Below are 22233 nucleotides of genomic sequence, written 5' to 3'. Positions count from 1 at the left end.
CCCTCTCATTGGATCCAATGTTACTTTCTTCGGATCCGTTACGGAAGCAAACACACCCATGTCGGGGTCACGTGGGTCCACGCATCCTCCACCCTGCTATCGTGGTGTGACCCAACGGGCAGGTTTGGTCGCCAACGCGGCGTTCCGATGCTCCGCCGCAGGTGAGCGGCCGGGGGGCCCGGATCGATCGACGCAGAGGGAGAGTGGCCGGTTGACCACCGAGGAACTGGCGGCAACCCGCAAGACCGGCGCCGCCCTCGTCGACGACCTCGCCGAGCAGATCCGCAACCGGATCATGACCGGCGAGATCCCGATCGGCGCCCAGCTGCGCCAGGCCGAGCTGGCCAGCAACTTCGGCGTCTCCCGCACCCCGGTCCGCGAGGCGCTGCGCCAGCTGCAGACCAGCGGCCTGATCGAGGTGCTGCCCAACAAGGGCGCCGTGGTCAGCGTCCCCGCGCCGTGGGACGTCCGCGAGGCCTACGAGGTGCGCGCGGAGCTGGAGGCGCTGGCCGCCGCGCGCGCGGTGCGCCGGATCACCCGCGACCAGATCGACCAGCTCCGGGCGGCCAACCAGGAGATGTACGACCTCTCCGTCGCCGGGCGCGGCGACGGCGTGCCCGCCCAGCACGACCACCGGCGCAGCAACGACGTCTTCCACACGCTGATCGCGAGCATCTCCGGCAACGCCCGGCTGAGCAAGGCGATCAACGACATCAACGAGACCTTCCCGCGCAACGTGTCGGCGCAGTTGATCGTCAACGACAGCCGGCACCGCGACGAGAACTTCCAGGAGCACGAGCGGATCCTGGAGGCGCTGGCCGACGGCGACGCCCAGCGGGCCGCCGACCAGATGCGCGAGCACGTCATCAAGGCCGGCGAGCAGCTGGCCCGCTGGTACGAGCTGCGCTCCTCCACCGTCTTCCGCGGGTAGGATTGGATACAATCTAGCCGTCATGGCATCCACTGAGTTAGCCTGGGCCTGTTCCCCGCACTCAGGAGGTCACATGACGCTCACCACCGTCCCCCGCACGGCCACGGGGCTCGAGGAGAAGCCCCTCGGGCCACCGAGCGCGCAGCCGCTCAGCGGCGAGATCCTCGTCCGCAGCCGGGTGGACTTCACCAACGAGGCGCGCACCGTGATCTCCGGCGTCTGGGAGAGCGACCCGGGCACGTCGCGCTGGGAGTTCCTCACCCGGGGCGAGATCATCCACGTCGTCTCCGGTCGGATGACCGTCCAGCGCGACGGCGAGGAGCCGGCCGAGGTGACCGCCGGCAGCACGGCGTACTTCCCGATCGGCTGGTGCGGGACGTGGACCGTCCACGAGACGCTGCGCAAGGTCTACGTGGTGTTCAAGCCATGACGAACCCGCCGCCGCCCGCGATCGTGGGCAACGCCGTACTCATCGTGGTCGACATCCAGGGCGGCCCGGTGCCCGACGAGGAGTCCCGCTCCGAGATCGCCCACATGGGCGGCCGCCGGGAGCGCGCCGACCGGGTGGAACGCCTCATCGACGCCTGCCGCGAGCACGACGTACCGGTCGTCTTCATCCAGGAGGTCCACAAGCCGAGCCTGGTCGACATCGGCCGCGAACTGGACGGCGACGAGGGCCCGCACTGCGTCGAGGGGTGGCCCGAGACGGAACTCGCCCCCTGGGTACGGCCACGCCCCGAGGAGTTCCTCATCCGCAAGCGGCGCTACTCGGCGTTCTTCGGCACCGAGCTGGAGATCGTGCTCAAGGCGTACCGGGCCGGGACGGTGCTGCTGATCGGCGGGCTCACCGACGTGTGCATCCACTACACGGCCGTCGACGCCCACCAGCACGACTACCGGGTCCGGGTGCTGACCGACTGCGTCGGCGGCTCCTCCCGCGAGGCGCACGACGCCGCACTGCGCGCCGTGCGGTACCTCCAGCGCGACGCCCTCGTCACCAGCGACCAGGTCTTCGCCTGGCTGGCCGCGGGCAAGCCGACCGCCGACGGTACGCGGCCGACCGCCGACGTCGCAGGCGGGCCGGCCGCCGGCTGAGCACGCACGTGGCCGGGGCGCCCCCGCAGGAGCGCCCCGGCCACCGGCCTCACCGGCCGAACATCGCCCGCCGGGGATTGTCCACCGTCATCATCGTGAGCACCTCGGGCTCGATGCCCGCCGCCACCGCGTACTCGGTGAACTCCTCGAACAGGAAGCACATCCCCGGCCCGCCCAGCTCGGCCTGGTGGGACCGCTGGCTGACGTCCTGCGACAGCAGGATCTTCGCGGCGAAGCCCCGGTCGACGAGGTGCCGGAGGTAGTCCACCCGCCGCCGCAGCTCCGGCACGACCACCTGCCCGCCGCTCTTGCAGGCCATCATGCAGTCGTACTGGACGTAGACGCCCCGGTGGAGCAGGTCCAGCGAGTAGCGCACGTCCTTGACCGTGTCGGTGTGCCCGATCACGATCCGTTCCGGGTCGACGCCCTCGGCCGTGAGGATGTCGATCTGCGCCTCGCCGGTGGGGTAGGTGGGCGCGTGGGTGCTCACCAGCGCGCCGGTCTCGACCGCCGCCCGGCCGGCGGCCCGGAACGAGCGCTCCTCGTTGGCGGTGATCCTCGGCTGGTCGGAGGCGATCTCCCCGATCAGGCCGGCGCGCACGCCGGTGCCGGGGATCTCGTCGAGCAGGTCCGCGACCAGGTGGTCGGCGATCTGGTTGGTGCTGGTGCGCTCCCACCAGCCCTGGTCGAGGTACGCCTCGAAGTAGTGCCCCGTGCCCAGCACCACGGTGACGCCGGTGCGCTCGGCCAGTTCCCTGGTCGCCAGCACGTTGGCCACCGAGCGCGACCCGGTGACCGGGTTCTGCACCTGGTGGGCCGGGTCCCGGTCGTAGTAGACGGGCGCCGCGTACGCGCTCAGCTCACCGTTCGTGACGTCCCACAGGGTCTTCCCGCCGCGTTCGACGAACCGGCGGATGTCGCGCTCCCGCTCCTCCCACACCGTCATGAACCCGTCCCGCGACTCGGTGCGGGTCAGGTTGGCGAAGACGTGCTCGTGGGGCAGGGTCAGCCCGAGGTCCTCCGGGCCGGTGGGCCCGGTGACCGACCACACCTGGTCCATGCCGCGCCCCCTAGTGACAGCAGGCGTCGTCGGCGCCGGCACCGTGGCGGCGTGGGGCCGGCAGGTCCAGCGACGGGTTCCGGTCGAAGAAGCCGTCCGGCTCCAGCCGCATGCCGATGCGGTGCACCGCCATGATCGGCCACTCCTCGGGGCGGGGGTCGTGGTGCACGCCGACGACCGGCCACAGCACGAGTTCGACGCCGTCGAGCGACCGGTTCGCCTGCTGCCAGGCGGTGATGCCCTCCGCGCCGAGCGGCGCCTGGTTCGGGTACTCGCCGGCGATGAACCGCTCCGTCGGCTCGTACGGCGTGGCCCAGAGCTGCTTGGCGACGAACGGCGCCTTCCGTTCCACGATGCTGCCGGGCCGGGCGTAGAGCCGGGCGGTGTTGGGCAGGGTGAGCCGGTAGCCGGTCTGGTCGCCGTAGCGGTTCGTCCGCGAGGTGCTCTCGACCAGCCAGTGCACCGCCTGCGCCGGGTTGGTGTTGCGGGCCGCCTCGGCCTCCGTGGTGATCGGCGTGCGCACCATCCGGCAGGCGTTGCCGTACGGGTTGAGCGCCTCGTCCGGCTCCACCTCGGCGTGGATCTCGTAGAGCCGGTTGAGCGGGCCGTCGACCCCCATGTCCAGCCGCAGGCCGAAGTAGTGCTGGTGGTTGGGAGCCTGCACGTTGGGGGCGACCAGCCGGCCGTAGCGGGGCGTCTGCCCGTCGTCGATGCCGGAGACCGACATGACGCCGGTCAGCTTGATCTCCAGGTCGATCATGCCGTCCTGGTAGAACGACCAGTAGAAGCCGTAGTCGTAGTTGGCCACGGTGGCGAAGAAGGAGATCACCAGGCGGCGGCTGCGCCGCACGTCCGCCTCACCGGTGCGGGTGTTGACGTGCTTCCACAGGATGGAGAAGTCCTCCTCGTGCAGGCAGACCGCGTTCTTGATGGTGCGCGCCTCGCCGTGGCCGTTGAGCACGGCGGTGTCGAAGTAGCGGATCTCCCCCAGGCAGTCGCAGCCCAGCTCCAGCGACGCGGTGAGCGGGCCGGCGCCGTACTCGCCCCAGTCGAAGAAGTTCTTGCGGTACGCGGTCGGGTCGCTGTCGAGATAGGGCACGTACATCTCGCTGACGGCCGCCCGGCGCACCACCGGTCGCGCCTCGTCGCCGTCGTGGTAGACGACGTCGTGCAGCACCAGGCCCTCGCGGTGGGTGAAGCCGACCCGGAACGACCAGTTCTGCCAGGTGACGAGCTGCCCGTCGATGGTGAAGCCCGGCCCCTCGGGCTGGACGATCTCCAGCGGCGCGACGTGCCGGTCCGGCCCCCAGGTGCCGGAGCGGTAGTTGCCCGTCTCGGAGGCCATCGGGAGCACCCCGTGGTCCTCGATCCGGACCACCTCGAGGGTCTCCAGGTCGATGATCGGCACGAGCCCGGCGACGGGCCGGGCGTAGCCGTTGTCGTCCTCGCTCACCCGGTGCCAGACGGTGCCCCAGGACAGCCGCCGGCCGACCAGGTCCTCGGGCTCGAAGCCGGTGATCGACTCGGGGTCGACCCAGACCAGCGAGACGTCGGTGATGCCGCGCCGGGCCAGCGCCGCCTGGAACGCGGCGTCCTCGCGGCACGCCTGGGCGACCATCCGGGCCTCCTCGCTGGAGACGCCGGGCCGCTCGGCGTCGACCGGCGTCCAGGAGGCGATCGACGCCGGCCGGTCGGTGCCGGAGGTCCACGCGCCGACCTCCCAGGCGGCGTGGGCGTCGGGGTTCATCACCACCAGCCGCACCGGCCGGCCCTGCCCCGGGGCGAGGGCGCGGGCCAGTCCCTCCTCGACGGCGATCCCCCAGTAGCGCGGGCGCTTGCCGATCCGCGGATCGTCGCCGACCAGCGCGACGACCTCGGCGATCTCGGCTGCGGTGAGGGGGTCGTTCCAGTGCGCTGCGGTCGTCATGAGTCCTCCACGGGGTGCGGGATGCGGGCGGCGGGCACCGGCCCACCGGCGGGGGACGCCGGGGCCGGCGGCGCGGGCGTCACGGGTCGAGCCGGCGTCGTACGCCGACGAAGTCGAGGTCGCGGCGGTCGTCGCCGCCGCACAGGTCGGCGACGGCCGCGCCGATCGCCGGGGCGAACTTGAACCCGTGCCCGGAGCACGCGGCGGCGACGACCACCGGCGGGGCCCAGGGCAGCCGGCCGAGCACGAACCGCCGGTCCCGGGTCATCGTGTAGAGGCAGGACGCGGCCTCGACCACGTCGCGGCGCGGGTCGGCGGCCACGCCGGGGACGTAGCGCGCCATCAGGTGGCACAGGTCGCCGATCTCGTCGGCGGTCGGCGGCGCGGCCGGCCGCTGCGGATCCCAGACCTCACCGGCGTCGACGCCGGCCTTGAAGCCGTTGCCGGCGGCGTCGGGGATGCCGAAGACGAGGCCCTCGGGCCGGTCCACGGAGAAGGCGCCGAGCCGGGGCGGCAGGGCGGCCGGCTGGTCGGGGCGGAGCGTGGCGGTGACGATGCGCCACACCTCGAACAGGTCGGCGAGCTCGGGCACGACCCGGCCGACCCAGGCGCCGGTGGCGAGCACCAGCGAGCGGGCCCGGATCCGGCGGGCGGTGGTCTCGACCAGGCACCCGTCGCCGGTCGCCTGCCAGCTCAGCATGCGTTCGCCGAAGGCCAGCTCCGCGCCGGCCGCCCGGGCCCCGGCGCGGGCGACCGCCAGGGCGGTGCCGGCCTCGACGACCCCGGCGGACGGGTCGTACACGGCCCGGTAGCCGGCCGGCACGGCGAAGGAGGGCATCAGCTCCCGCAGCCGGCCCCGGTCCTCGACGACCTCGCAGCCGGGCCCCTGGAGCTGGGCCGTCCCCCAGTGGGCGTAGAGGCCGCCGGTGCGCCGCACCAGGGTCTCGCCGCTGGCCCGCTCCCAGCGCTCCCAGCCGGCGAAGGCCCGCGCGACGAGGTCGTTCCAGACCGGGTTGGGGTACGCGCGGCGGATCATCCGGGTCCGGCCGTGCGACGAGCCCCGGTGGTGGTCCTCGGCGAACTGGTCGATCGCCACGACGTCCGCGCCGCGCTGGGCGAGCTCGTAGGCGGCGGCCGAGCCGTGCACGCCGAGCCCGACGACGAGGACGTCGACCTCGGGCGGCCCGCTCACGGGTTCGCTCCCCGGGCGATCTCGGCCACCGCGCCCAGCAGCGCGTCGAGGTCGGCGTCGTTGTTGTAGACGTGCACCGAGGCCCGGACCACGGCGGGCACGCCGCGCAGGCCGAGGTCCCACTGGCCGTGGCTGGCCGGCACCGACACCGTGCGCACGCCGCGCACGGCCAGCCGCCGGCTGACCGCGTCGCTGCCGAGACCGTCGACGGTGAACGTGACGATGCCCGAGCGGCTGGCCGGCGGGTCCTGCACGGTCACCCGGTCGATGGCGGCGAGCCCCCGACGCAGCCGGGCCCCGCACGCGGTCAGGTACGCCTCGGTCGCCTCGACGCCCCGGTCGAGCAGCTGGGTCAGCGCCACCCCCAGGCCGAGCCGGCCGGCCACGGAGGACTCCCAGGTCTCGAAGCGGCGGGCCGTCGGCGCCAGGGTCCACTGGTGCGTCCCCGTCCACACCGCGCCCCGCACGTCGGGCGCGACGGGCGTGAGCCGGTCGAGGAAGTCACCGCGGAGGTACGCGAAGCCGGTGCCCCGGGGGGCGCGGAGGAACTTGCGTCCGGTCGTCACCAGGGCGTCGCAGCCGATCTCGTCGACGTCGATGCGCAGCTGCCCGACCGACTGGGTCGCGTCGAGCAGGTAGACCGCGCCGGAGCGGCGGGTCAGCGCGCCGATGTCGCGCGCCGGCTCGACCAGGCCCGACGACGTCGGCACCTGGGCGACGCAGACGACGTCGCGCGGGCCGCCGGTCAGCGCCCGCTCCAGCCGGTCGAGGTCGACCGCGCCGTCGGGGCCGCTGGGCAGGACGACGAGCTCCGCGCCGGTCTCCCGGGTCAGGCTGAGCAGGTGCAGGGCGTGGCTGACGTAGGTCGAGCGGGCGACCAGCACGCGGCTGGTCGCGTCCAGGCGGAGCGCGTCGACGATGACCCGCAGGCCGGTGCTCGCGCTGTCGGACAGGGCGATCTCCTCGGCCCGGGCGCCGACGAGACGCGCCGCCGAGGCGTACACCTCCTCGATGCGGCCGGCGACGGCCGCGGCGGCCTCGTAGCCGCCCTCGGTCTCCTCGCGCCGCAGGTGGGCGACGACCTCGTCGACCACCGCGACCGTCGGCAGGGCGGAACCCGCGGAGTTGAGGTGGTGCGCGTGGCGCACCCCGACCGTCTGCGCCCGTTCCCGGGCGACGTCCACGGGTCGCACGAGGGTGCCGAGCCGGTCGACGTCCGCGTGGTCAGCGTTCACCGAGAGCTCCACCGTCGACCGCTCCCCCAACTCCCGACATGGGATCCAGAAAGACCGAATGTGGATCCCATCGTACGGCACGATTTCCCACGCTCGCCAGCCTCATGGATACTATCTCCCTCAGAATGGATACGATCTACAGGCTGACGACGACGGCCTTCGACTCCAGATAGCCGTGCAACGCCTCGTCGCCGAGATCGCGGCCGACGCCCGACTCCTTGCGCCCGCCGAAGGAGAGCGCGGGGTCGAACACGTTGTAGCTGTTGACCCACACCGTCCCCACCTCCAGCTGGGCCGCGACGCGGTGCGCCCGGCTCAGGTCGGTGGTCCAGACGCCGGCGGCGAGGCCGTACGTCGAGTCGTTGGCGATCCGCACCGCCTCAACCTCGTCGTCGAAGGCCAGCACGCCGACCACCGGCCCGAAGATCTCCTCCCGGGCGATGACCATGTCGTTGGTGACCCCCGCGAAGACGGTGGGCGGCACGTAGAAGCCGGGGCCGGCCGGGGCCGCGCCGCCGACGAGCAGCTCGGCCCCCTCGGCGCGCCCCTGCGCGACGTAGCCGAGGACCCGCTCGCGCTGCTCCGCCGAGACCAAAGGACCCACCGAGATGCCCCCGGCCAGCCCGTCGCCGACCGGCACCCGCGCCGCCGCCTCGGCGAGCCGCCCCGTGAACTCGGCGAGGACCGCGCGGTGCACCAGCAGCCGGCTGCCCGCCGTGCACATCTGCCCGGAGTGCCCGAACGAGGCGCGGAGCGCGGTGGTGACGGCGGCGTCCAGGTCGGCGTCGGCGAAGACGATGTTGGCGCTCTTGCCGCCCAGTTCGAGGGTGACCCGCGCCAACCGCCGGGTGGCCGCGGCGCCGACCAGCCGGCCGACCTCCGTGCTCCCGGTGAAGGAGACCTTGGCGACGCCGGGGTGGTCGACCAGGGCCGCGCCGACGCGGCCGTCGCCGGTCAGCACGTTGAGCACCCCGGCGGGGACCCCGGCGGCGGTGATCAGGTCGGCGAGGCGCAGCATCGTCAGCGGCGTCTGCTCGGCCGGCTTGACGACCACCGAACAGCCGGCGGCCAGCGCCGGGGCGATCTTGAAAGCGCCGGTCATGATCGGGAAGTTCCACGGCAGGATCAGCGCGGCCACCCCCACCGGCTCCAGCGTGGTGTAGACGTGGTGCGCGCCGGGGTCGATCGGGACGGTGCTGCCCAGCAGCCGGCTCGGCGCGCCGGCGAAGTGCCGGAAGGTGCGCGCGGCGGTGGCCACGTCGGCCCGGGACCGCTCGATCGGCTTGCCGTTGTCGCGGGTCTCCAGGATCGCGAGCTCCTCCAGCTCCGCCTCGATCAGGTCGGCGACCCGGTGCAGGATCCGGGTCCGCTCCAGCGGCGGCAGGCCCACCCAGCGCCGGTCGGCCAGGCTCCGCCGGGCCGCGCCCACGGCCGCGTCGACGTCAGCCGGGGTGGCCTGGACGGCCCGGGTGAGCACCTCCTCGGTGGCCGGGTCGACGACGTCGAACAGCTCGCCGCCGGGGTGCCACGCCCCGTCGACGAACAGCGCCTGGGTGGGAGCGAGGGCGGGCAGCTCAGCGCGCATGGTGGGCCTCCTCGGCCGGGGTGGTGGTCGGGTCGACGGTCGGGGACGGCCGGTCCAGCAGCCGGCGCGGCTCGTGGGTCACCATGGCCGCCAGCCGGTCCGGGGCGACGCCCCGGCGGACCAGCTCCGGCAGGACCCGGGTGGTGAGGTGGTCGTAGCCCTCGCCGCCGTAGCGGCGCAGCTGGGCCTTGGTCCACACCGAGCCGCCGAGCACCCACCGGCCGTCGGGGCGCGCGGCGAGGAACGCCTCGAAGAAGTCCAGCCGCTGCCCGTCGGACGGGTTACGCATCCGCCCGACGTGCTGGCACTCGGTGCCGAAGCACATCTCCAGGGTCGCACCGGTGTCGAGCAGGTCGTGCCAGTAGGCGGCGTCGAGGTACTCGTCGGCGTTGGTGAGCAGGATCCGGTCGGCCGGCAGCCCGGCACCGGTCAGCTCGGCCACCACCTCGACGCCGGTGCGGCTGTCGCCGTCGAGCCGGACGCCGACGCTCGCCCCGGCACCGGCGGCGGCGACGGCCGCCGCCCGCAGCCGGGCCCGCTCGACGGCGGGGAACGCCGCGGTGGTGCCCATGATCCCGAGCAGGGCGGCGCGGTAGTCGGTGCCCGGGACCCGGTCGGTCAGCGCGCCGTGCAGGAGGCGGTGCACCCCGTCCTCGTCGAGGTCCCGCGCCCAGCCTGGCAGGGTCGGCGTCACGTACAGGCCGTACGCCACGGCGACGTGCACGCCCGCGGCCCGCGAGATCGCCGGCAGGGCCGGGTGGTCCGGCCCCAGCCCGATGCTGGTGTCCTCGACGACGAGGTCGACGCCGCCGGCGGCGTGCCGCAGCTCCGCGGCGGCGAGCCGCGGGTCGTCCAGCCGCAGGTTGTCGGCCAGGGCCAGGGCGTTCCACCGGAGGAAGCCCAGGTTGGCCGTCGTCACCCGCTGGTCGGCGGGGGCCGGCTCCGCGCCGGGGCGGCTCAGCGCGCTGGCGTCACTGAGCAGATGCTGGTGCATGTTGACCCGGCCGACGCCGGCCGCCGCGACGGGCCCGAGGACCGTCTCGATCATCGCCGCCGCCCCGGCCTGCCCGCCGCCATCACGCGACCAGCTTGAGCTGCTCACCCACGGCGGCCGGGTGGATCACGTGGACCCGGTCGGAGTCCGCGCACCCGAGCGTGACCTCGCTGCCGGGCAGCAGCGCGCCGGCGTCGGTGTGCGGCGGCAGCGAGCAGACCACGCTGCGCCCGGCCGGGGTGGTCACCTCCAGCCGGAAGCGGCTGCCCTGGAAGCTGAGCAGGCGGACCACGCCGCGCACGTGCCAGCGGTCGCCGAGCTGGCCGGCGTCGAGCACGACCAGGTCCTCCGGGCGGACCACCGCCGTGCCGGTCGCCGGTGCGCCCGAGTCGACCGGCAGCGGCCCCTGCCGGTCGGCCGGGAAGAGGTTGGCCTCGCCGAGGAAGCTCGCGACGTACTCGTCGACCGGCCGGCGGTAGAGGTTCTCCGGCGAGTCGACCTGCACGAGCTGCCCCTCGTGCATGATCGCCACCAGGTCCGACATCGTCATCGCCTCGGCCTGGTCGTGGGTGACCGCGACGGTGGTGATGCCGACCTGCTGCTGGATCCGCTTGATCTCGACCTGCATCCGCTCGCGCAGCTGCTTGTCGAGGGCGGCCATCGGCTCGTCGAGCAGCAGGATGCTCGGGTCCGAGGCGAGCGCGCGGGCCAGCGCCACCCGCTGCCGTTGGCCGCCGGAGAGCGACGCCGGGGCCCGGTCCACCATGCCGCCGAGGTCGACCAGGTCCAGCATCTCCTGGACCACGCGCCGCCGCTCGGCGGCCGGCCGGCGGGCCGCCCGCAGCGGGAAGGCGACGTTCTCCCCCACGCTCATGTGCGGGAACAGGGCGTACGACTGGAAGACGACCCCGACCCGGCGCTTGCGCGGCGGCCGGCGCTCGACGTTCTCCCCGTCGAACAGCACGTGCCCGGAGTCGAGCTGCTGCAGCCCGGCGATGACGTTGAGCAGCGTGGTCTTGCCGCTGCCGCTGGCACCGAGCAGCGTCACGAACGTGCCCGGCTCGGCGTCGAGGCTCACCCCCCGCAGGACCTCGAACTGGCCGAGGGTGACGTGGACATCCTTGATCGACAGCGCGATGCTCATGCGGTCGCGGCCTTTCGGGAGAGACGCCGGGCGCGGGCCGCCCGGCGGTTGGAGAACAGGCTGTAGCCGCCGAGCAGCGCGACGGCGAGCATCGAGACCAGCGTCGAGGCGGCGGTGAGCTGCGGCGACAGCTCCTCCTGCGACGCGGTAAGCATCTGCAACGGGAGGGTCTTGACGCCGATCGGGGTGAGGAAGACCGAGAGGACCACCTCATCGAAGATCACGGCGAAGGCGAACACCGCGCCGGCGAGCATGTGGCCCACGATCATCGGCAGGTCGACCCGCCAGATGACCATCGGCCACGAGGCGCCGAGCGTGCTGGCCACCGGCCGCAGCGCGGGGTCGGCCTGGCTCAGGCCGGAGGAGACCATCACGAAGACGTACGGCACGGCGAGCAGCGCCTCGCCGAGGACCAGCAGGGCGAGGTTGTCCTGCAGGGCCTCGGCCCGGAGGCTGACCGAGTAGAGGCCGACGGCGTACGCGACGGGCGGGATGGCCATCGGCACGATGAAGAGCGTGCGCACCCAGCTGCGCGCCGCCCGCGAGCGCAGCCGGGTCAGCGCCAGCGCGCCGAGGGTGCCCAGCGCCACCGAGATGACGGTGCCCAGCCCGGCCACCCGCAGCGACACCTTGAACGCGTCCATCCACTCCAGATCGTTGAGCACCCCGGAGTAGGACTGCAGGGAGAAGCCGTCCGGCGGGAAGATGATGAACGAGGTCTCCGTCCAGCTGGTCGCCACGACGACCAGGAACGGCACGTAGAACAGCAGGCTGGTCACGAGCGCGACGACCAGGATGGGCAGCCGGTACCAGCCGAGGCTGCGGCGCAGCGGGGAGTCGGTCATGTCAGCCCCACCTCTCGCTGACCTTGAACAGCCGGTCGGCGACCAGGTAGATGGCCACCGTGCCGCCGACGAGCAGCAGGCTCATCGCCGCGCCGACGTCGGCGCGGTTGGCGGTGTTGAGCTGGGCGTTGATGATGCCGGACATGGTCATGTTGGCGGGCCCGCCGAGCAGCAGCGGGGTCACGTAGAAGCCCAGGCTCATCACGAACACCAGGACGCCGCCGCTGATCATGGCCTGACGGATCGCCGGCAGCACGACCGCGCCGAGGGTGAGCAGCGGCCCCGCGCCGAAGACGGTGGCGGCCTTGAGCTGCTCGCGGTCGAAGCCGATGACGGACGCCAGCACCGGCAGCACGGCGAACGGCAGCATCACGGCGATCATCGCCGGGTACATCGCCGCGGTGCTCTGGTAGAAGTCGATCGGCTCGCTGCGCAGGTGCAGCAGCTCCAGCACCCAGAAGAGCGCGCCGGTCGGGAGTTCGAGGAGCATCCAGCCGATCGTGCGCACCATGACCGACGTCCAGAGGGAGATCAGCAGGCCGCCCATGAGCAGCGCCTTGACCCACACCGGCCCGACGGCGATGGCGAACGCGTAGCAGGTGCCGACGACGACCGTCGCCACGGTCACCACCGCCGCGAGCAGCAGGGTGCGCCACACGGAGTCGACGAAGACCTCCATCCGCAGGGACTCGGCGAAGGCGTTGCCCTCGCCGGAGAGCGCCTGCTGGACCAGCGCGACGACGGGCCCGGCGACGGTGAGGAGGAAGAACACCAGCGGCGGCCACAGCAGCCAGCGCCGCTCGGCGGCGGCGCCGTCCGCCATGGGCCTGCGCCGTCGGGTGGTGGCCGGCGCGGCGAGAGCCTGTTCCATGGTCATCTTGGCGCGCTCCGCTTCGCCGCCTGCGCTGCCCCGACGTACGCTGCGAGCTGGGGTTGCGGCCGATGAGTCATCCGGTTTCCCTTCCACCGAAACGAACTGCATTGGATCCACGGTATTGCTTTATGGATCCCGTAGCGTCCCACGTGCGTTGCCGATGTGTAAACAACCGCGACCCGTCCCGTCGACGGGAGGTGGCGGGCCCCGGCGGGTGCCGGCCCGGCGCTCATGCCGGCGCCCGGTGGACCGTCCGGCCGCCGACCACCGTGCGCAGCACCCGCAGGGTCGGCAGCTCGTCGGGCGGCACGCCCAACGGGTCCCGGTCGAAGGCGACCCAGTCGGCCAGCCGGCCGGGCGCGAGGCGGCCCCGCCGGTCGCCGTCGAAGGCCGCCACGGCGGCCGTCGCGGTGTACGCGGCCAGCGCCTCCGCCACGGTGATCGCCTCCTGCGGGGCGAGCGGCTCCGCCCGGCCCCGGACCCGCCGGGTGACCGCCGACCAGATCAGCTCGCGGGGGTCGAACGGGAAGAACGGGCCGTCGGAGCCGAGCACCACCGGGACCCCCGCGTCGAGCCAGGAGCGCAGCGGGTTCATCCGTTCCGCCCCCGCGCCGAGCTGCGCGACGAGGCCGGCGGCGTTGCGCAGCGGAATCGACGGCTGGGCGGCCAGGACGACGCCGAGGCGGGCGGCGAGGGCCATCGACTCCGGCTCGACCTCCAGGTAGCCGTGGATGATCTGCCACTGCCGGCCGGCGATGGGGTGCTTGCGGTCGGCCTCGGCGAAGCAGTCGAGCACCGTGGCGATCGCGGCGCCACCGACCGCGTGCACCCCGACCGACCAGCCCTCGGTGGCGCAGAAGTCCACCAGCCGCTGGAACTGCGCGGTGGGCAGGCGCTGCCGCCCGGTGGAGCCGTTGTGCGGCCACGGCGTGCGCCGCAGCGCCTCGCCCTTCATCGCCTCGCCGTCGAAGTAGACCTTGATGCCGCCGACGCGCAGCAGGTCGTCGCCGTCGCCGGTGCGCAGGCCCAGGCCCCGGAGCCAGTCGATCGCCCCGTCGACGTCCGGGTCGGCGAACCCGCCCACCTCGGGGTACGGCATGGCCACCACCCGCATGGTCAGCTCGCCCCGCCGCCGGCTCTCCTGGTAGCCACGCAGCTCCTCGGGGGTCGCCGCGGGGTCGATGATCCCGGTGAAGCCGAGCTGGTGCATCAGCGGCTGCACCAGCCGCAGGGCGGCGGCCCGGTCGGCGGGGGTCGGTGGCTGCGGGCCCCACCCGGCTTCGAAGCCCCTCTCCCGCATGGTCGCGATCACCAGGTCGAGATCGTGGGTGGCGTCGCCGAGGTCATGGATGATCTTGAGGCCGCCGCGCTGCATGTGCAGGTGGGTGTCGATGAGGCCGGGGGTGATCGTCGTGCCGTCCAGCTCCTCGACGCCGACCCCGGCGGGGCAGGCGGCGAGCACCTCGGCCAGGGTGCCCACGGCGGCGATCCGGTCGCCGTCCACCGCCATCGCCTCGGCCAGCGGGCGCGCCGGGTCCATCGTGTGGATCCGCCCGGCGACCACGTACGGGGGTTCAACGTTCACCACGATCTCCTCACGGAGCTGCTCGAAGGGCGGTCAGGACACGTACGCCGCCGCCGGCTGGCGCGGGTCGGCCGCCGCCTCCAGGAAGCCGGTGCGGGCGTTGCGGTAGATCGCCTCCACGGCCGCGGCGTCCCGGGTGAACGGAGGCCAGGACCGCACGTCGTGCCCCCTGGCGCGCAGCGCCTCGAGGGTCCCGGCGGGGAACCGGTCCTCCAGGAACAGCCGGGACGGCAGGTAGTCGAAGGGGGCGAACGAGTTGGGGAAGCTCCAGGTGGAGAAGCGCGGCGCGTTCACGGCCTCCTGCAACGGCATCCCGAAGTGGAAGGCGTTGAGGAAGACCTGCACCATCGCCTGCACCTGCATGTCGCCGCCGGGGCAGCCGAACGGCATGACCGAACCGTCGTCGCGCACCACGATCGCCGGGTTCGGGGTGAGCCGGGGCCGCTTGCCCGGGGCGACGCCCGACGGGTGCGCCGGGTCGGGCCGCGACTGCATGCCGCGCAGCGACGGCACGAACCCGGTGCCGGGGATCACCGGCGAGGTGGAGGCACCGTCCGACGGCGTCGCCGAGAACGCGTTGCCCCAGGCGTCGACCACGCAGACGTACGAGGTCGCCCCCTCGCCGACGACCGGCAGCTCGTCGTAGTCCTTGGGCTCGGGCAGCGGCTGCGGCGCGCCGAAGATCAGGTCGGGCAGGCCCGGGTGGGCCCGGTCGGCGTCGATGCCGGCCGCGCGGGCCGCCGCGTGCGCGGTCGACAGCAGCCGCTCGACGTCGACGTCGACGAACGCCGGGTCGCCGTAGAGGTGCTCGCGGTCGCTGAAGACGCCCTTGAGCGCCTCGACGACCAGGTGCACGTACCCGGGCGAGTTGTGCTCCAGCCCCTGCAGGCCGTACGCCTCGAGGATCTGCAACGTCTGGGCCAGCGTGGGTCCCTGGCACCAGGCGCCGCAGGTCAGCACGGCGAAGTCGCGCCAGCGGGTGGTCAGGACGGGCTCGCGGCGGCAGCGGAAGTCGGCGAGGTCCCGCGCGGTGAGGTAGCCGCCGTTCTCCCGGTGGTAGGCGACCATCCGCTCGGCCAGCTCGCCCTCGTAGAAGACCGCGCGGGCGGCCTCCAGGCCCGCCAACCGGCCGCCGGTCGTGGCCGCCTCCGCGTCGGCCATGAGCTGGATGCTGCGGGCGAGATCGGTCTGGACGAACCGCTCGCCGACCCGGGGCGGCCGGCCCTCGGGCAGGTAGATGGCCGCGTTCGCCGGCCAGTTGCGGTAGCCGCGCTGCCGCGCGGTGATCCCCTCAACCAGCAGCGGGAAGGCCGCGAACCCGTCGCGGGCGAGCCGGATGGCGGCCTCGGCGACCTGGCCGAAGCTCATCGTGCCGTAGTCGCGCAGCGCCGTGATCCAGGCGTCGGGGGCCGCCGGCACGACGGTGCGCAGCAGGCCTCGCGGGATCGTGCCGGCGTGCTCGCGCAGGAAGAGGTCGGCCGGGATCCCCGCGGGCCACACGCCGAGGCCGTCGATGCTGACGGTCGTCCCGTCGGCCATCCGGATCATGATGGGGGCCACGCCCGCGAAGTTGACCTCGTCGGCGTGCAGGACGGCCAGCGCCATGCCGGCGCAGCAGCCGGCATCGACGGCGTTGCCGCCGGCGTCGAGGATCGCCAGGGCGGCGGAGCTGGCGAGGTAGTGCCCGGACGAGACGGCATGCCGGGTGCCCAGGACGGTCGGGTGGGGTACGTGCCAAGCCGGAGCGCTCTCGTGGCCCATCGGGCTCCTCTTCGTCAGCGGCGCCTGTGCCGTCTGGACAGGGCGGGTCGGCGGGACCCGGCGGGGGCGGGCCCGGCGCCGGAGGCCGGGGTGGCCTTCCGCGCCCGAGTGATGTATCCATGCTACATGACATTGGATCCAATGCGCGAGTGCCAATCGTGACCCCGTCCCAGGCCGCCCTCCTGCTGCTCGCCGGCCTGGCCGGCGGCATCGTCAACGCCGTCGCCGGTGGCGGGTCGCTGGTCACCTTCCCGGCGCTGCTGGGCATCGGCCTGCCGCCCGTGTCGGCGAACGTGACCAACGCGCTGGCCGTCGCGCCCGGGTACGGCGCCAGCGTCCTCGGCAGCCGCGCCGACCTGGCCGGGCAGGGCCGGCGGATCCGCCGCGCGGTGCCGACGGCCGTCCTCGGCGCGCTCTGCGGCACCGTGCTGCTGCTGGTCACGCCACGCGCGGTCTTCGACGTCGTGGTGCCGTTCCTGGTGCTCGGCGCGACCGCGCTGCTGGCGTTCCAGGGCCGGGTGCGCGCGATCGCCGGGCAGCCCCGGGCCCACTCCCCCCGCCGGGCCGGCGCGGCCCTGCACCTGGCCGTCTTCGGCTGCGGGCTGTACGGCGGCTACTTCAACGCGGCGCTCGGCCTGCTGCTCATCGCCGGCCTGGCGCTCGTCCTCGACGACTCGCTGCGCCGGGTCAGCGCGCTGAAGAACGTCCTCTCGGCGACGGTGGGCGTGGTGACCATCCTGGTCTACGGCGCGTTCGGGCCGGTCAACTGGGCCGCCACCGGGGTGCTGGTGCCGGCGACCATGCTCGGCGGCTTCCTCGGCGCCCGGCTCGCCCGCCGGCTGCCGCCCGCCCTGCTGCGCGCGGTCATCATCGCCTTCGGCACGGTCGTCGGCGGCGTGCTGCTGGTCCGGGCGTTCTGACCCCGCGCGGCCGGGGCGGGCGACCGCCGCCGGCCGCGTGCCCCACCCGAAGGGCGGGTCAGGAGTCGGCCGCGCCGCGGGTCTCGACGACGGTGAGGATCTCGAAGACGTTGCCGCCCGACAGGCTCAGCACGCCGACGCTCGCCGAGGTGGCCCGCCCGACCCGGTCGCCGAAGACCTCCACGAAGAGGTCGTTCGCGCCGTTGGCGACCAGGTTGACGTCGCTGAACTCCGGGGTCGTCACGACCAGGCAGAGGGTGCGCACGAAGGAGGTGACCTCGTCGAGGGAGCCCACCGCGAAGCGGATCAGCCCGAGCACGTTGACGGCGGTGTAGCGGGCCGCCTCGTAGCCCTGCTCCGGCGTGACGGTCGCGCCGACCCGGCCCGGGAACACCTTGTTGCCCTGCCGGTCCTCCGGGGTCATGCCGCCGAGCGTGAGGGTGCGGCCCGACCGGTGGAACGGCTTCATCGCGCCGTACCGCTCGCCGTAGGGCGGGTCGGCGTAGTCGGGGATCACCAGGCCCAGCTCGGCCACGCGCTGCTCAGGGGTCGGGGTCGTCATGCCAGCCTCCTCCGGTTAAAGTGGATCCACTCTAACCATCTTCGGATACAAAGCGGGAGAGTCTGTGGCCAGTGCGGAGCAGAGAGTCCGGGAACTCGGCCTGGAGATCCCCGACTACGCCGACCCACCGTACGGGCGGCGCTACGGCCGGCTGAAGCCGTTCCACCGCATCGGCGACCTGCTCGAACTCAGCGGGCTCACGCCCGAGAACCGGGCCGGCGAGCGGCTGCACCCCGGGGTGGTCGGAGTCGACGTCACCGTCGCGCAGGGCTACCAGGCGGCCCGGCTGACCGCGATCCACACGCTCGGGATGATCCGGCTCGCGCTCGGCTCGCTCGACAACGTGGTGGGCCTGTCCCGCGCCCTGTGCTTCGTGGCCTGCCCACCGGGGTTCGAGCCGCTGCACGAGGTGTCCAACGGCGCCACCGACCTCTTCGTCGAGGTGTTCGGCGACGAGATCGGCAGCGTCGGCCGGGCGTCGATCGGCGCGACCGCGCTGTCCCGGCGCAACTGCTTCGAGCTGTGGCTCAGCCTGGAGTGCGCGCCGGAACCGACGGCGTCATGACGTCGCCGCGCGACGTCACCCGGACCGTACCCTTCTGGCTCCTCTTCGCCGCCTCGACCCTGGGCGCGATGACCAACTCCGCCAGCACCCCGATCATCCCCGGCTACGTCGAACGCGTGCTCGGCGGCGACGCGTCCCTGTCCGGCGTGCTCATCTCGCTCAGCGCGGTCGCCTCGATGGTCGCCATGCCCGTTGCCGGGCTGCTCGGCGACCGGCGCGGCTACCGGGCGGTGGCGTTGGCCGGCGGCGGCACGGCGGCGCTCGGGATGCTCCTGCTGGCGGCGGTGCCCTCCCTGTGGGGCGCCGGCCCCGCCCGGCTGCTGTTCGGCCTCGGCAACGCCGCCGCGATGACGCTCGTCATGGCCTGGCTGGTCGCGCTGGCGCCCACCGGGCAACGCGGCCGGGCGTTGAGCGTCTTCGGGCTGAGCGTGTGGCTCGGGCTCGCCGTCGGCCCGCAGGTCGGCGTGGCGGTGAACCAGGCGGTCGGGCCCGCCGGCGTGTTCGCGCTGTGCGCCGCCCTGGAGGTGGCCACCGTCGTGCTCGTCGCCTGGCTGCCCCGGCCGGCGCGGCCACCGGAGGCCCCCCGCAGCCGGCGCGCGGGCGCGGTGCGGGGCTCCTTCCGCGCGGTCTGGGTGCCGGGCGTCGTCGCCGCCGCGGCCTGGTGCGGCGAGGGGCTGATGCTCGGCTTCCTCCTCGTCCACCTCCAGGCCCGGGGCGTGCCGGCCGGCGGCGTCACGGGCGCGGCCTCCGTGTTCGCCGTCTTCTCGGTCAGCGTCATCGGCGCACGGATCGCCCTGGCGGGCCTGCCGGACCGGATCGGCCCGGTCCGCGCGACCGCGGTCTCGCTGTGCGCGCTCGCGGCCGGCCTGACCACCATGGGCCTGGCACCGAACTTCTGGGTGGCCGCAGCGGCCCAGGTCCTGATCGGCATCGGGTTCTCGCCGCTGTACCCGTCGCTGACGATGCTCGCCGCCCGGGGCCTGGACGGCGCGAACCAGGCCCTCGGCCTCGGCCTGTTCTCCAGCTTCACCGGCCTCGGCTACGCCGGTGGGGCGCTCGTCGGCGGGCTCGTCATCGCCGCCGCCTCGACGGGCTGGGCGTTCCTCCTCGTCGCGGCGCTGCAGGTGGCGGCGCTGGTCGTCGTCGCGGTCTTCGCCCGCGAAGCCCCGCCCGACCGGCCCGGCGCGGCACCTGGCCGGCCCGGCGCGGCACCCGACCTGGCCGACGGGGTACCCGGGCCGGCCGCCGGCTGACGACGCGACCCGGGCCCCGCCGGGCAGCGGTCAGGGGCGGTCCAGCAGGCGGCGGGGATTGCCGACGAGGATCGTGTCGACGACGGTGGGGTCGCCCCCGGCGAGGTCGGCGATCGCCGGGCCGATCCGGCGGAAGAGGTGGTCGTAGCCGTTGCCTCCGTTGCGGCGGAGGTTCGCCTGCGTCCAGACGTCCGCGCCGATCACGAGCTGCCCGCCGAACCCCTCGCTCAACAGCCACCCGACCATGTCGAGCCGCTCCGCGTCGGTGGGATTGCGCAGGGCCGGCGTGCCGTAGTAGAAGTCCGAGCCGAACGTGTCGTAGGCGAGCACGGCGCCCGCCTGGGCGATCTCGCGGTGGTAGCCGCGGTCCCACCGCTCGTCGAGGTGGCCGATGACCACGCGGTCCGCCGGCATCCCCTCCTCCAGCAGCGCCGCCAGCACCGGTACGCCGCCCGCGCCCCGGAAGGACAGGTGCATGTAGACGGCCGCGCCGGTGCGGGCGCCGGCCCGGCCGGCGGCGCGCACCATCCGCCACTCGGCGTCGGTGATCGGCCAGCTCGTGCCGATCTCGCCGAGCAGGGCGGGCCTGATGCCGGTGTCGCCGATGCCGTCGGTCAGCTGCGCCACGAGCAGCTCGGTGAGCTCGTCGACGCCCGCCGCCCGCACGTGCGCCGGCATCGTCTCCTCCACGTAGAAGCCCGAGCCGACGCAGACGTGCACCCCGGCGCGACGCGCGATCTCCGGCAGGTCCCCGACGCGCCGGCCCATCCCCTCCAGGGTGAGCTCCACGACGGCCGAGCCGCCGGCCGCCCGCACGTGGGCGAGCTCCTCGGCGGCGACGTCGGGGTCGTGCAGGATCAGGTTCTCCTCCAGCGACAGCGCGTTCCACCGCAGGTACGACGCGAGCTGCGGGCCCATCGGCACGCCCACGGGCGGCAGCTCCCGGGGCGGCTTCGACCAGATGCGCAGATCGCTCAGCAGGTGCTCGTGCATGGACGTCGGCCCGAGCTGCTCCGGCGCGATCGGCCCGAGGACGGTGTGGATCGGCATGATGCTCCTTCTGGTCGGACTCGGACTGTGGCTCGGACTACGACCCGGACGGTGGCTCGGACTTCGACCCGGACTCGGGCAGGGCTCAGGCTCGGGAGTGGGGGCCCGGGGGCCGGGCCACCACGGCCGCGCCGTCGGCGCGGGGGTCGCTGGCGGCCTGCAACGCCGCGCCGTCGCGCCCGGCGCGGCTGCGCACGACCTGGACGTGGCCGGCGGCGTCGGCCCGGCCCGGGAACCAGGCGACGGGCAGGCCGGCGGCCCGCGCCGCGTCGACCACCCGGTCGTCCACGCCCGGCTCGGCCACCAGGGTCAGGTCGGCGTGGCCCAGGTCGACGTCGCCGACCACCCAGCGCGGCCGGGCCAGCACCTCGTCGAGCGGGCGGGCCAGGTCCGTCGTCGCGGGGACCAGCTGGGCCAGGATCCACGGCTGGGCGCGGCCGCCCTGGCAGCCCGCGACGACCGTGGCCTCGGCGGAGTGGACGATGACCGGGCAGAGCGTGTGCGGGGGCCGGGCCCCGGGCACGAGCCGCGCCGGTGACGCGGGGTCGAGGCTGAACGCCGAGCCCCGGTTGTGCAGCACGACGCCGGTCTCCGGTTCGAGCAGGCCCGCGCCGAAGGTCTGGTAGACGCTCTGCACGAGCGAGACGCTCCACCCGGCGTCGTCGCTGGCCACCACCGCGACCGTGTCGCCGTGGGCGGGCGGCTCGGCCGGGCCGGCGGCGGCCGCAGGGGCGTCGAGCCGCAGCAGGGCCGCCAGGTCGGCCCCGCCCGTGCGGGGGTCGCCGAGGAACCCGGCCCGGGCGGCGACCCCGGCCAGGCTGGCGTCGAGCAGGCGCGCCGGGTCGGGTGCGCCGTCGCCGTCGGCCACCGCAGCCGCGACGCCGAGCAGGACCGCCCCGACGGACGGGGGCGGCGCGACCGACCAGGTGCGGCCGGCGATCTCCCGGGTCACCGCCGGGCCCGTCTGCGGCCGGTAGCCGGCGAAGTCGGCGAGCGTGTGGGCACCGCCCAGGGATCCCAGCAGCCGTACGATGGCCCGCGCCGTCTCCCCCTCGTACAGATCACGCGGGTCGGCGGCGAGCCGGCGCAGCGTGGCCGCGAGCGCCGGCTGGCGCACCGTCGCCCCCTGCCGCAGCGGCCGCCCGCCGGGCGCGAACACCGACCGCAGTCCCGGGTCGGCCAACACGGTGTCGCGGCGGCTGTCGAGCGCGCGTTCGAGCCCCGCGCTGACCCGGGTGCCGGCCTCGGCGACGGCCGCCGCCTCCCGCAGCGGCGCGGCGAGCGGGAGCAGCGCGCCGAGCCGGGCCAGCTCCAGCCAGCCCGCGACGACCCCGGGGACGGTGACGGAGTGCGCGCCCTGCCCCGGCATGGTCCGCCACCGCGTCGCCGGCCGGTCGATCCCGCGCGGCGCGGTGCCCGCCGCCACCACCGCCGTCGTCTCCCCCTCGGGCGAGCGGACCACCGCGATGAGGTCGCCGCCGAGGGCGCACTGGTGCGGGTAGACCACGGTGAGCATGCAGGCGGCGGCGAGGGCCGCGTCGAGGGCGTTGCCGCCGGCCGCGACGGCGCGCTCGCCGGCGCGGACGGCCTCGTGGTGCGGGGCGGCGAGGGCGACGGTCATGACCCCGACCTGCGTCGCGCGGCGACGGTGGCAG

At 74.3% G+C, this 22233-nt stretch carries 20 protein-coding genes; 6 read left to right on the top strand and 14 right to left on the bottom strand.

What is annotated here, in order from left to right; translation table 11 throughout:
• Window positions 1-211 precede the first annotated feature (211 nt).
• From TK50_RS28035 to TK50_RS28025, 3 genes are all read left to right on the top strand, one after another.
• Window positions 212-931 (top strand): GntR family transcriptional regulator, encoded by a 720-nt coding sequence (locus tag TK50_RS28035; RefSeq protein WP_198956737.1) that lies wholly within the window; start codon window positions 212-214, stop codon window positions 929-931.
• Window positions 932-1004: 73 nt separating this feature from the next.
• Window positions 1005-1361, top strand: a complete 357-nt coding sequence (locus tag TK50_RS28030; protein WP_043968460.1) for a cupin domain-containing protein — start codon at window positions 1005-1007, stop codon at window positions 1359-1361.
• Window positions 1358-2026, top strand: coding sequence for a cysteine hydrolase family protein (locus TK50_RS28025; protein ID WP_043968459.1), 669 nt, complete (start codon window positions 1358-1360; stop codon window positions 2024-2026). The genes TK50_RS28030 and TK50_RS28025 overlap by 4 nt, the downstream gene beginning before the upstream one ends.
• A 49-nt stretch (window positions 2027-2075) precedes the next feature.
• Here TK50_RS28025 and TK50_RS28020 read toward each other — a convergent pair whose 3' ends face one another.
• From TK50_RS28020 to TK50_RS27970, 11 genes are all read right to left on the bottom strand, one after another.
• A complete protein-coding gene (locus tag TK50_RS28020) occupies window positions 2076-3086 on the bottom strand; it encodes a phosphotriesterase family protein (protein WP_043968458.1) in 1011 nt (336 codons plus the stop codon).
• Window positions 3087-3096: 10 nt separating this feature from the next.
• Entirely contained in the window at window positions 3097-5013 is a 1917-nt protein-coding gene (locus TK50_RS28015) for a primary-amine oxidase (RefSeq protein ID WP_043968455.1), read from the bottom strand.
• Between the two features lie 79 nt (window positions 5014-5092).
• Window positions 5093-6205: an FAD-dependent oxidoreductase gene (locus TK50_RS28010; protein ID WP_043968453.1), complete on the bottom strand. Its 1113-nt coding sequence runs from the start codon at window positions 6203-6205 to the stop codon at window positions 5093-5095.
• Window positions 6202-7440 carry an aminotransferase class V-fold PLP-dependent enzyme gene (locus tag TK50_RS28005; protein ID WP_158499203.1) on the bottom strand — a complete coding sequence of 413 codons (1239 nt, stop codon included), beginning with the start codon at window positions 7438-7440 and terminating at the stop codon, window positions 6202-6204. Before TK50_RS28005 ends, TK50_RS28010 begins: the two co-directional genes overlap by 4 nt.
• Window positions 7441-7576: 136 nt before the next feature.
• Window positions 7577-9025, bottom strand: coding sequence for an aldehyde dehydrogenase family protein (locus tag TK50_RS28000; protein ID WP_043968451.1), 1449 nt, complete (start codon window positions 9023-9025; stop codon window positions 7577-7579).
• Entirely contained in the window at window positions 9015-10073 is a 1059-nt protein-coding gene (locus TK50_RS27995; protein WP_043968449.1) for a phosphotriesterase family protein, read from the bottom strand. The genes TK50_RS28000 and TK50_RS27995 overlap by 11 nt, the downstream gene beginning before the upstream one ends.
• A 28-nt stretch (window positions 10074-10101) precedes the next feature.
• Window positions 10102-11163 (bottom strand): ABC transporter ATP-binding protein, encoded by a 1062-nt coding sequence (locus TK50_RS27990; RefSeq protein WP_043968446.1) that lies wholly within the window; start codon window positions 11161-11163, stop codon window positions 10102-10104.
• Window positions 11160-12008, bottom strand: coding sequence for an ABC transporter permease (locus TK50_RS27985; protein WP_052503969.1), 849 nt, complete (start codon window positions 12006-12008; stop codon window positions 11160-11162). Before TK50_RS27985 ends, TK50_RS27990 begins: the two co-directional genes overlap by 4 nt.
• A gap of 1 nt (window position 12009) precedes the next feature.
• Window positions 12010-12885, bottom strand: a complete 876-nt coding sequence (locus TK50_RS27980) for an ABC transporter permease (RefSeq protein ID WP_144082784.1) — start codon at window positions 12883-12885, stop codon at window positions 12010-12012.
• A 226-nt stretch (window positions 12886-13111) separates the two neighbouring features.
• Entirely contained in the window at window positions 13112-14467 is a 1356-nt protein-coding gene (locus TK50_RS27975; RefSeq protein ID WP_043968442.1) for an amidohydrolase, read from the bottom strand.
• A 33-nt stretch (window positions 14468-14500) separates the two neighbouring features.
• Entirely contained in the window at window positions 14501-16228 is a 1728-nt protein-coding gene (locus TK50_RS27970) for a gamma-glutamyltransferase family protein (RefSeq protein ID WP_043968440.1), read from the bottom strand.
• A 158-nt stretch (window positions 16229-16386) separates the two neighbouring features.
• Between TK50_RS27970 and TK50_RS27965 the strand changes: the two genes are divergently transcribed.
• Window positions 16387-17148: a sulfite exporter TauE/SafE family protein gene (locus tag TK50_RS27965; protein ID WP_144420469.1), complete on the top strand. Its 762-nt coding sequence runs from the start codon at window positions 16387-16389 to the stop codon at window positions 17146-17148.
• A 58-nt stretch (window positions 17149-17206) separates the two neighbouring features.
• On the opposite strand, the gene TK50_RS27960 is transcribed toward TK50_RS27965, so the two are convergent.
• Complete coding sequence (locus tag TK50_RS27960; RefSeq protein WP_043968436.1) at window positions 17207-17710, bottom strand: RidA family protein; 504 nt, start codon at window positions 17708-17710, stop codon at window positions 17207-17209.
• Between the two features lie 64 nt (window positions 17711-17774).
• On the opposite strand from TK50_RS27960, the gene TK50_RS27955 reads away from it, so the two are divergent.
• Both TK50_RS27955 and TK50_RS27950 read left to right on the top strand, forming a co-directional pair.
• Window positions 17775-18275 (top strand): RidA family protein, encoded by a 501-nt coding sequence (locus TK50_RS27955; RefSeq protein WP_043968433.1) that lies wholly within the window; start codon window positions 17775-17777, stop codon window positions 18273-18275.
• Window positions 18272-19528, top strand: coding sequence for an MFS transporter (locus TK50_RS27950; protein WP_144420423.1), 1257 nt, complete (start codon window positions 18272-18274; stop codon window positions 19526-19528). Before TK50_RS27955 ends, TK50_RS27950 begins: the two co-directional genes overlap by 4 nt.
• 30 nt (window positions 19529-19558) lie before the next feature.
• On the opposite strand, the gene TK50_RS27945 is transcribed toward TK50_RS27950, so the two are convergent.
• Window positions 19559-20578, bottom strand: coding sequence for a phosphotriesterase family protein (locus TK50_RS27945; protein ID WP_043968429.1), 1020 nt, complete (start codon window positions 20576-20578; stop codon window positions 19559-19561).
• Between the two features lie 85 nt (window positions 20579-20663).
• Window positions 20664-22199 carry a gamma-glutamyltransferase gene (locus TK50_RS27940; protein WP_043968427.1) on the bottom strand — a complete coding sequence of 512 codons (1536 nt, stop codon included), beginning with the start codon at window positions 22197-22199 and terminating at the stop codon, window positions 20664-20666.
• Window positions 22200-22233 lie beyond the last annotated feature (34 nt).

Source organism: Micromonospora haikouensis (assembly GCF_000876225.1).
In the GTDB taxonomy this organism is placed as follows: Bacteria; Actinomycetota; Actinomycetes; order Mycobacteriales; family Micromonosporaceae; genus Micromonospora; species Micromonospora haikouensis.
Note: the sequence above shows the minus strand (reverse complement) of the source record. Positions and strands in the feature narration are given on the sequence as shown.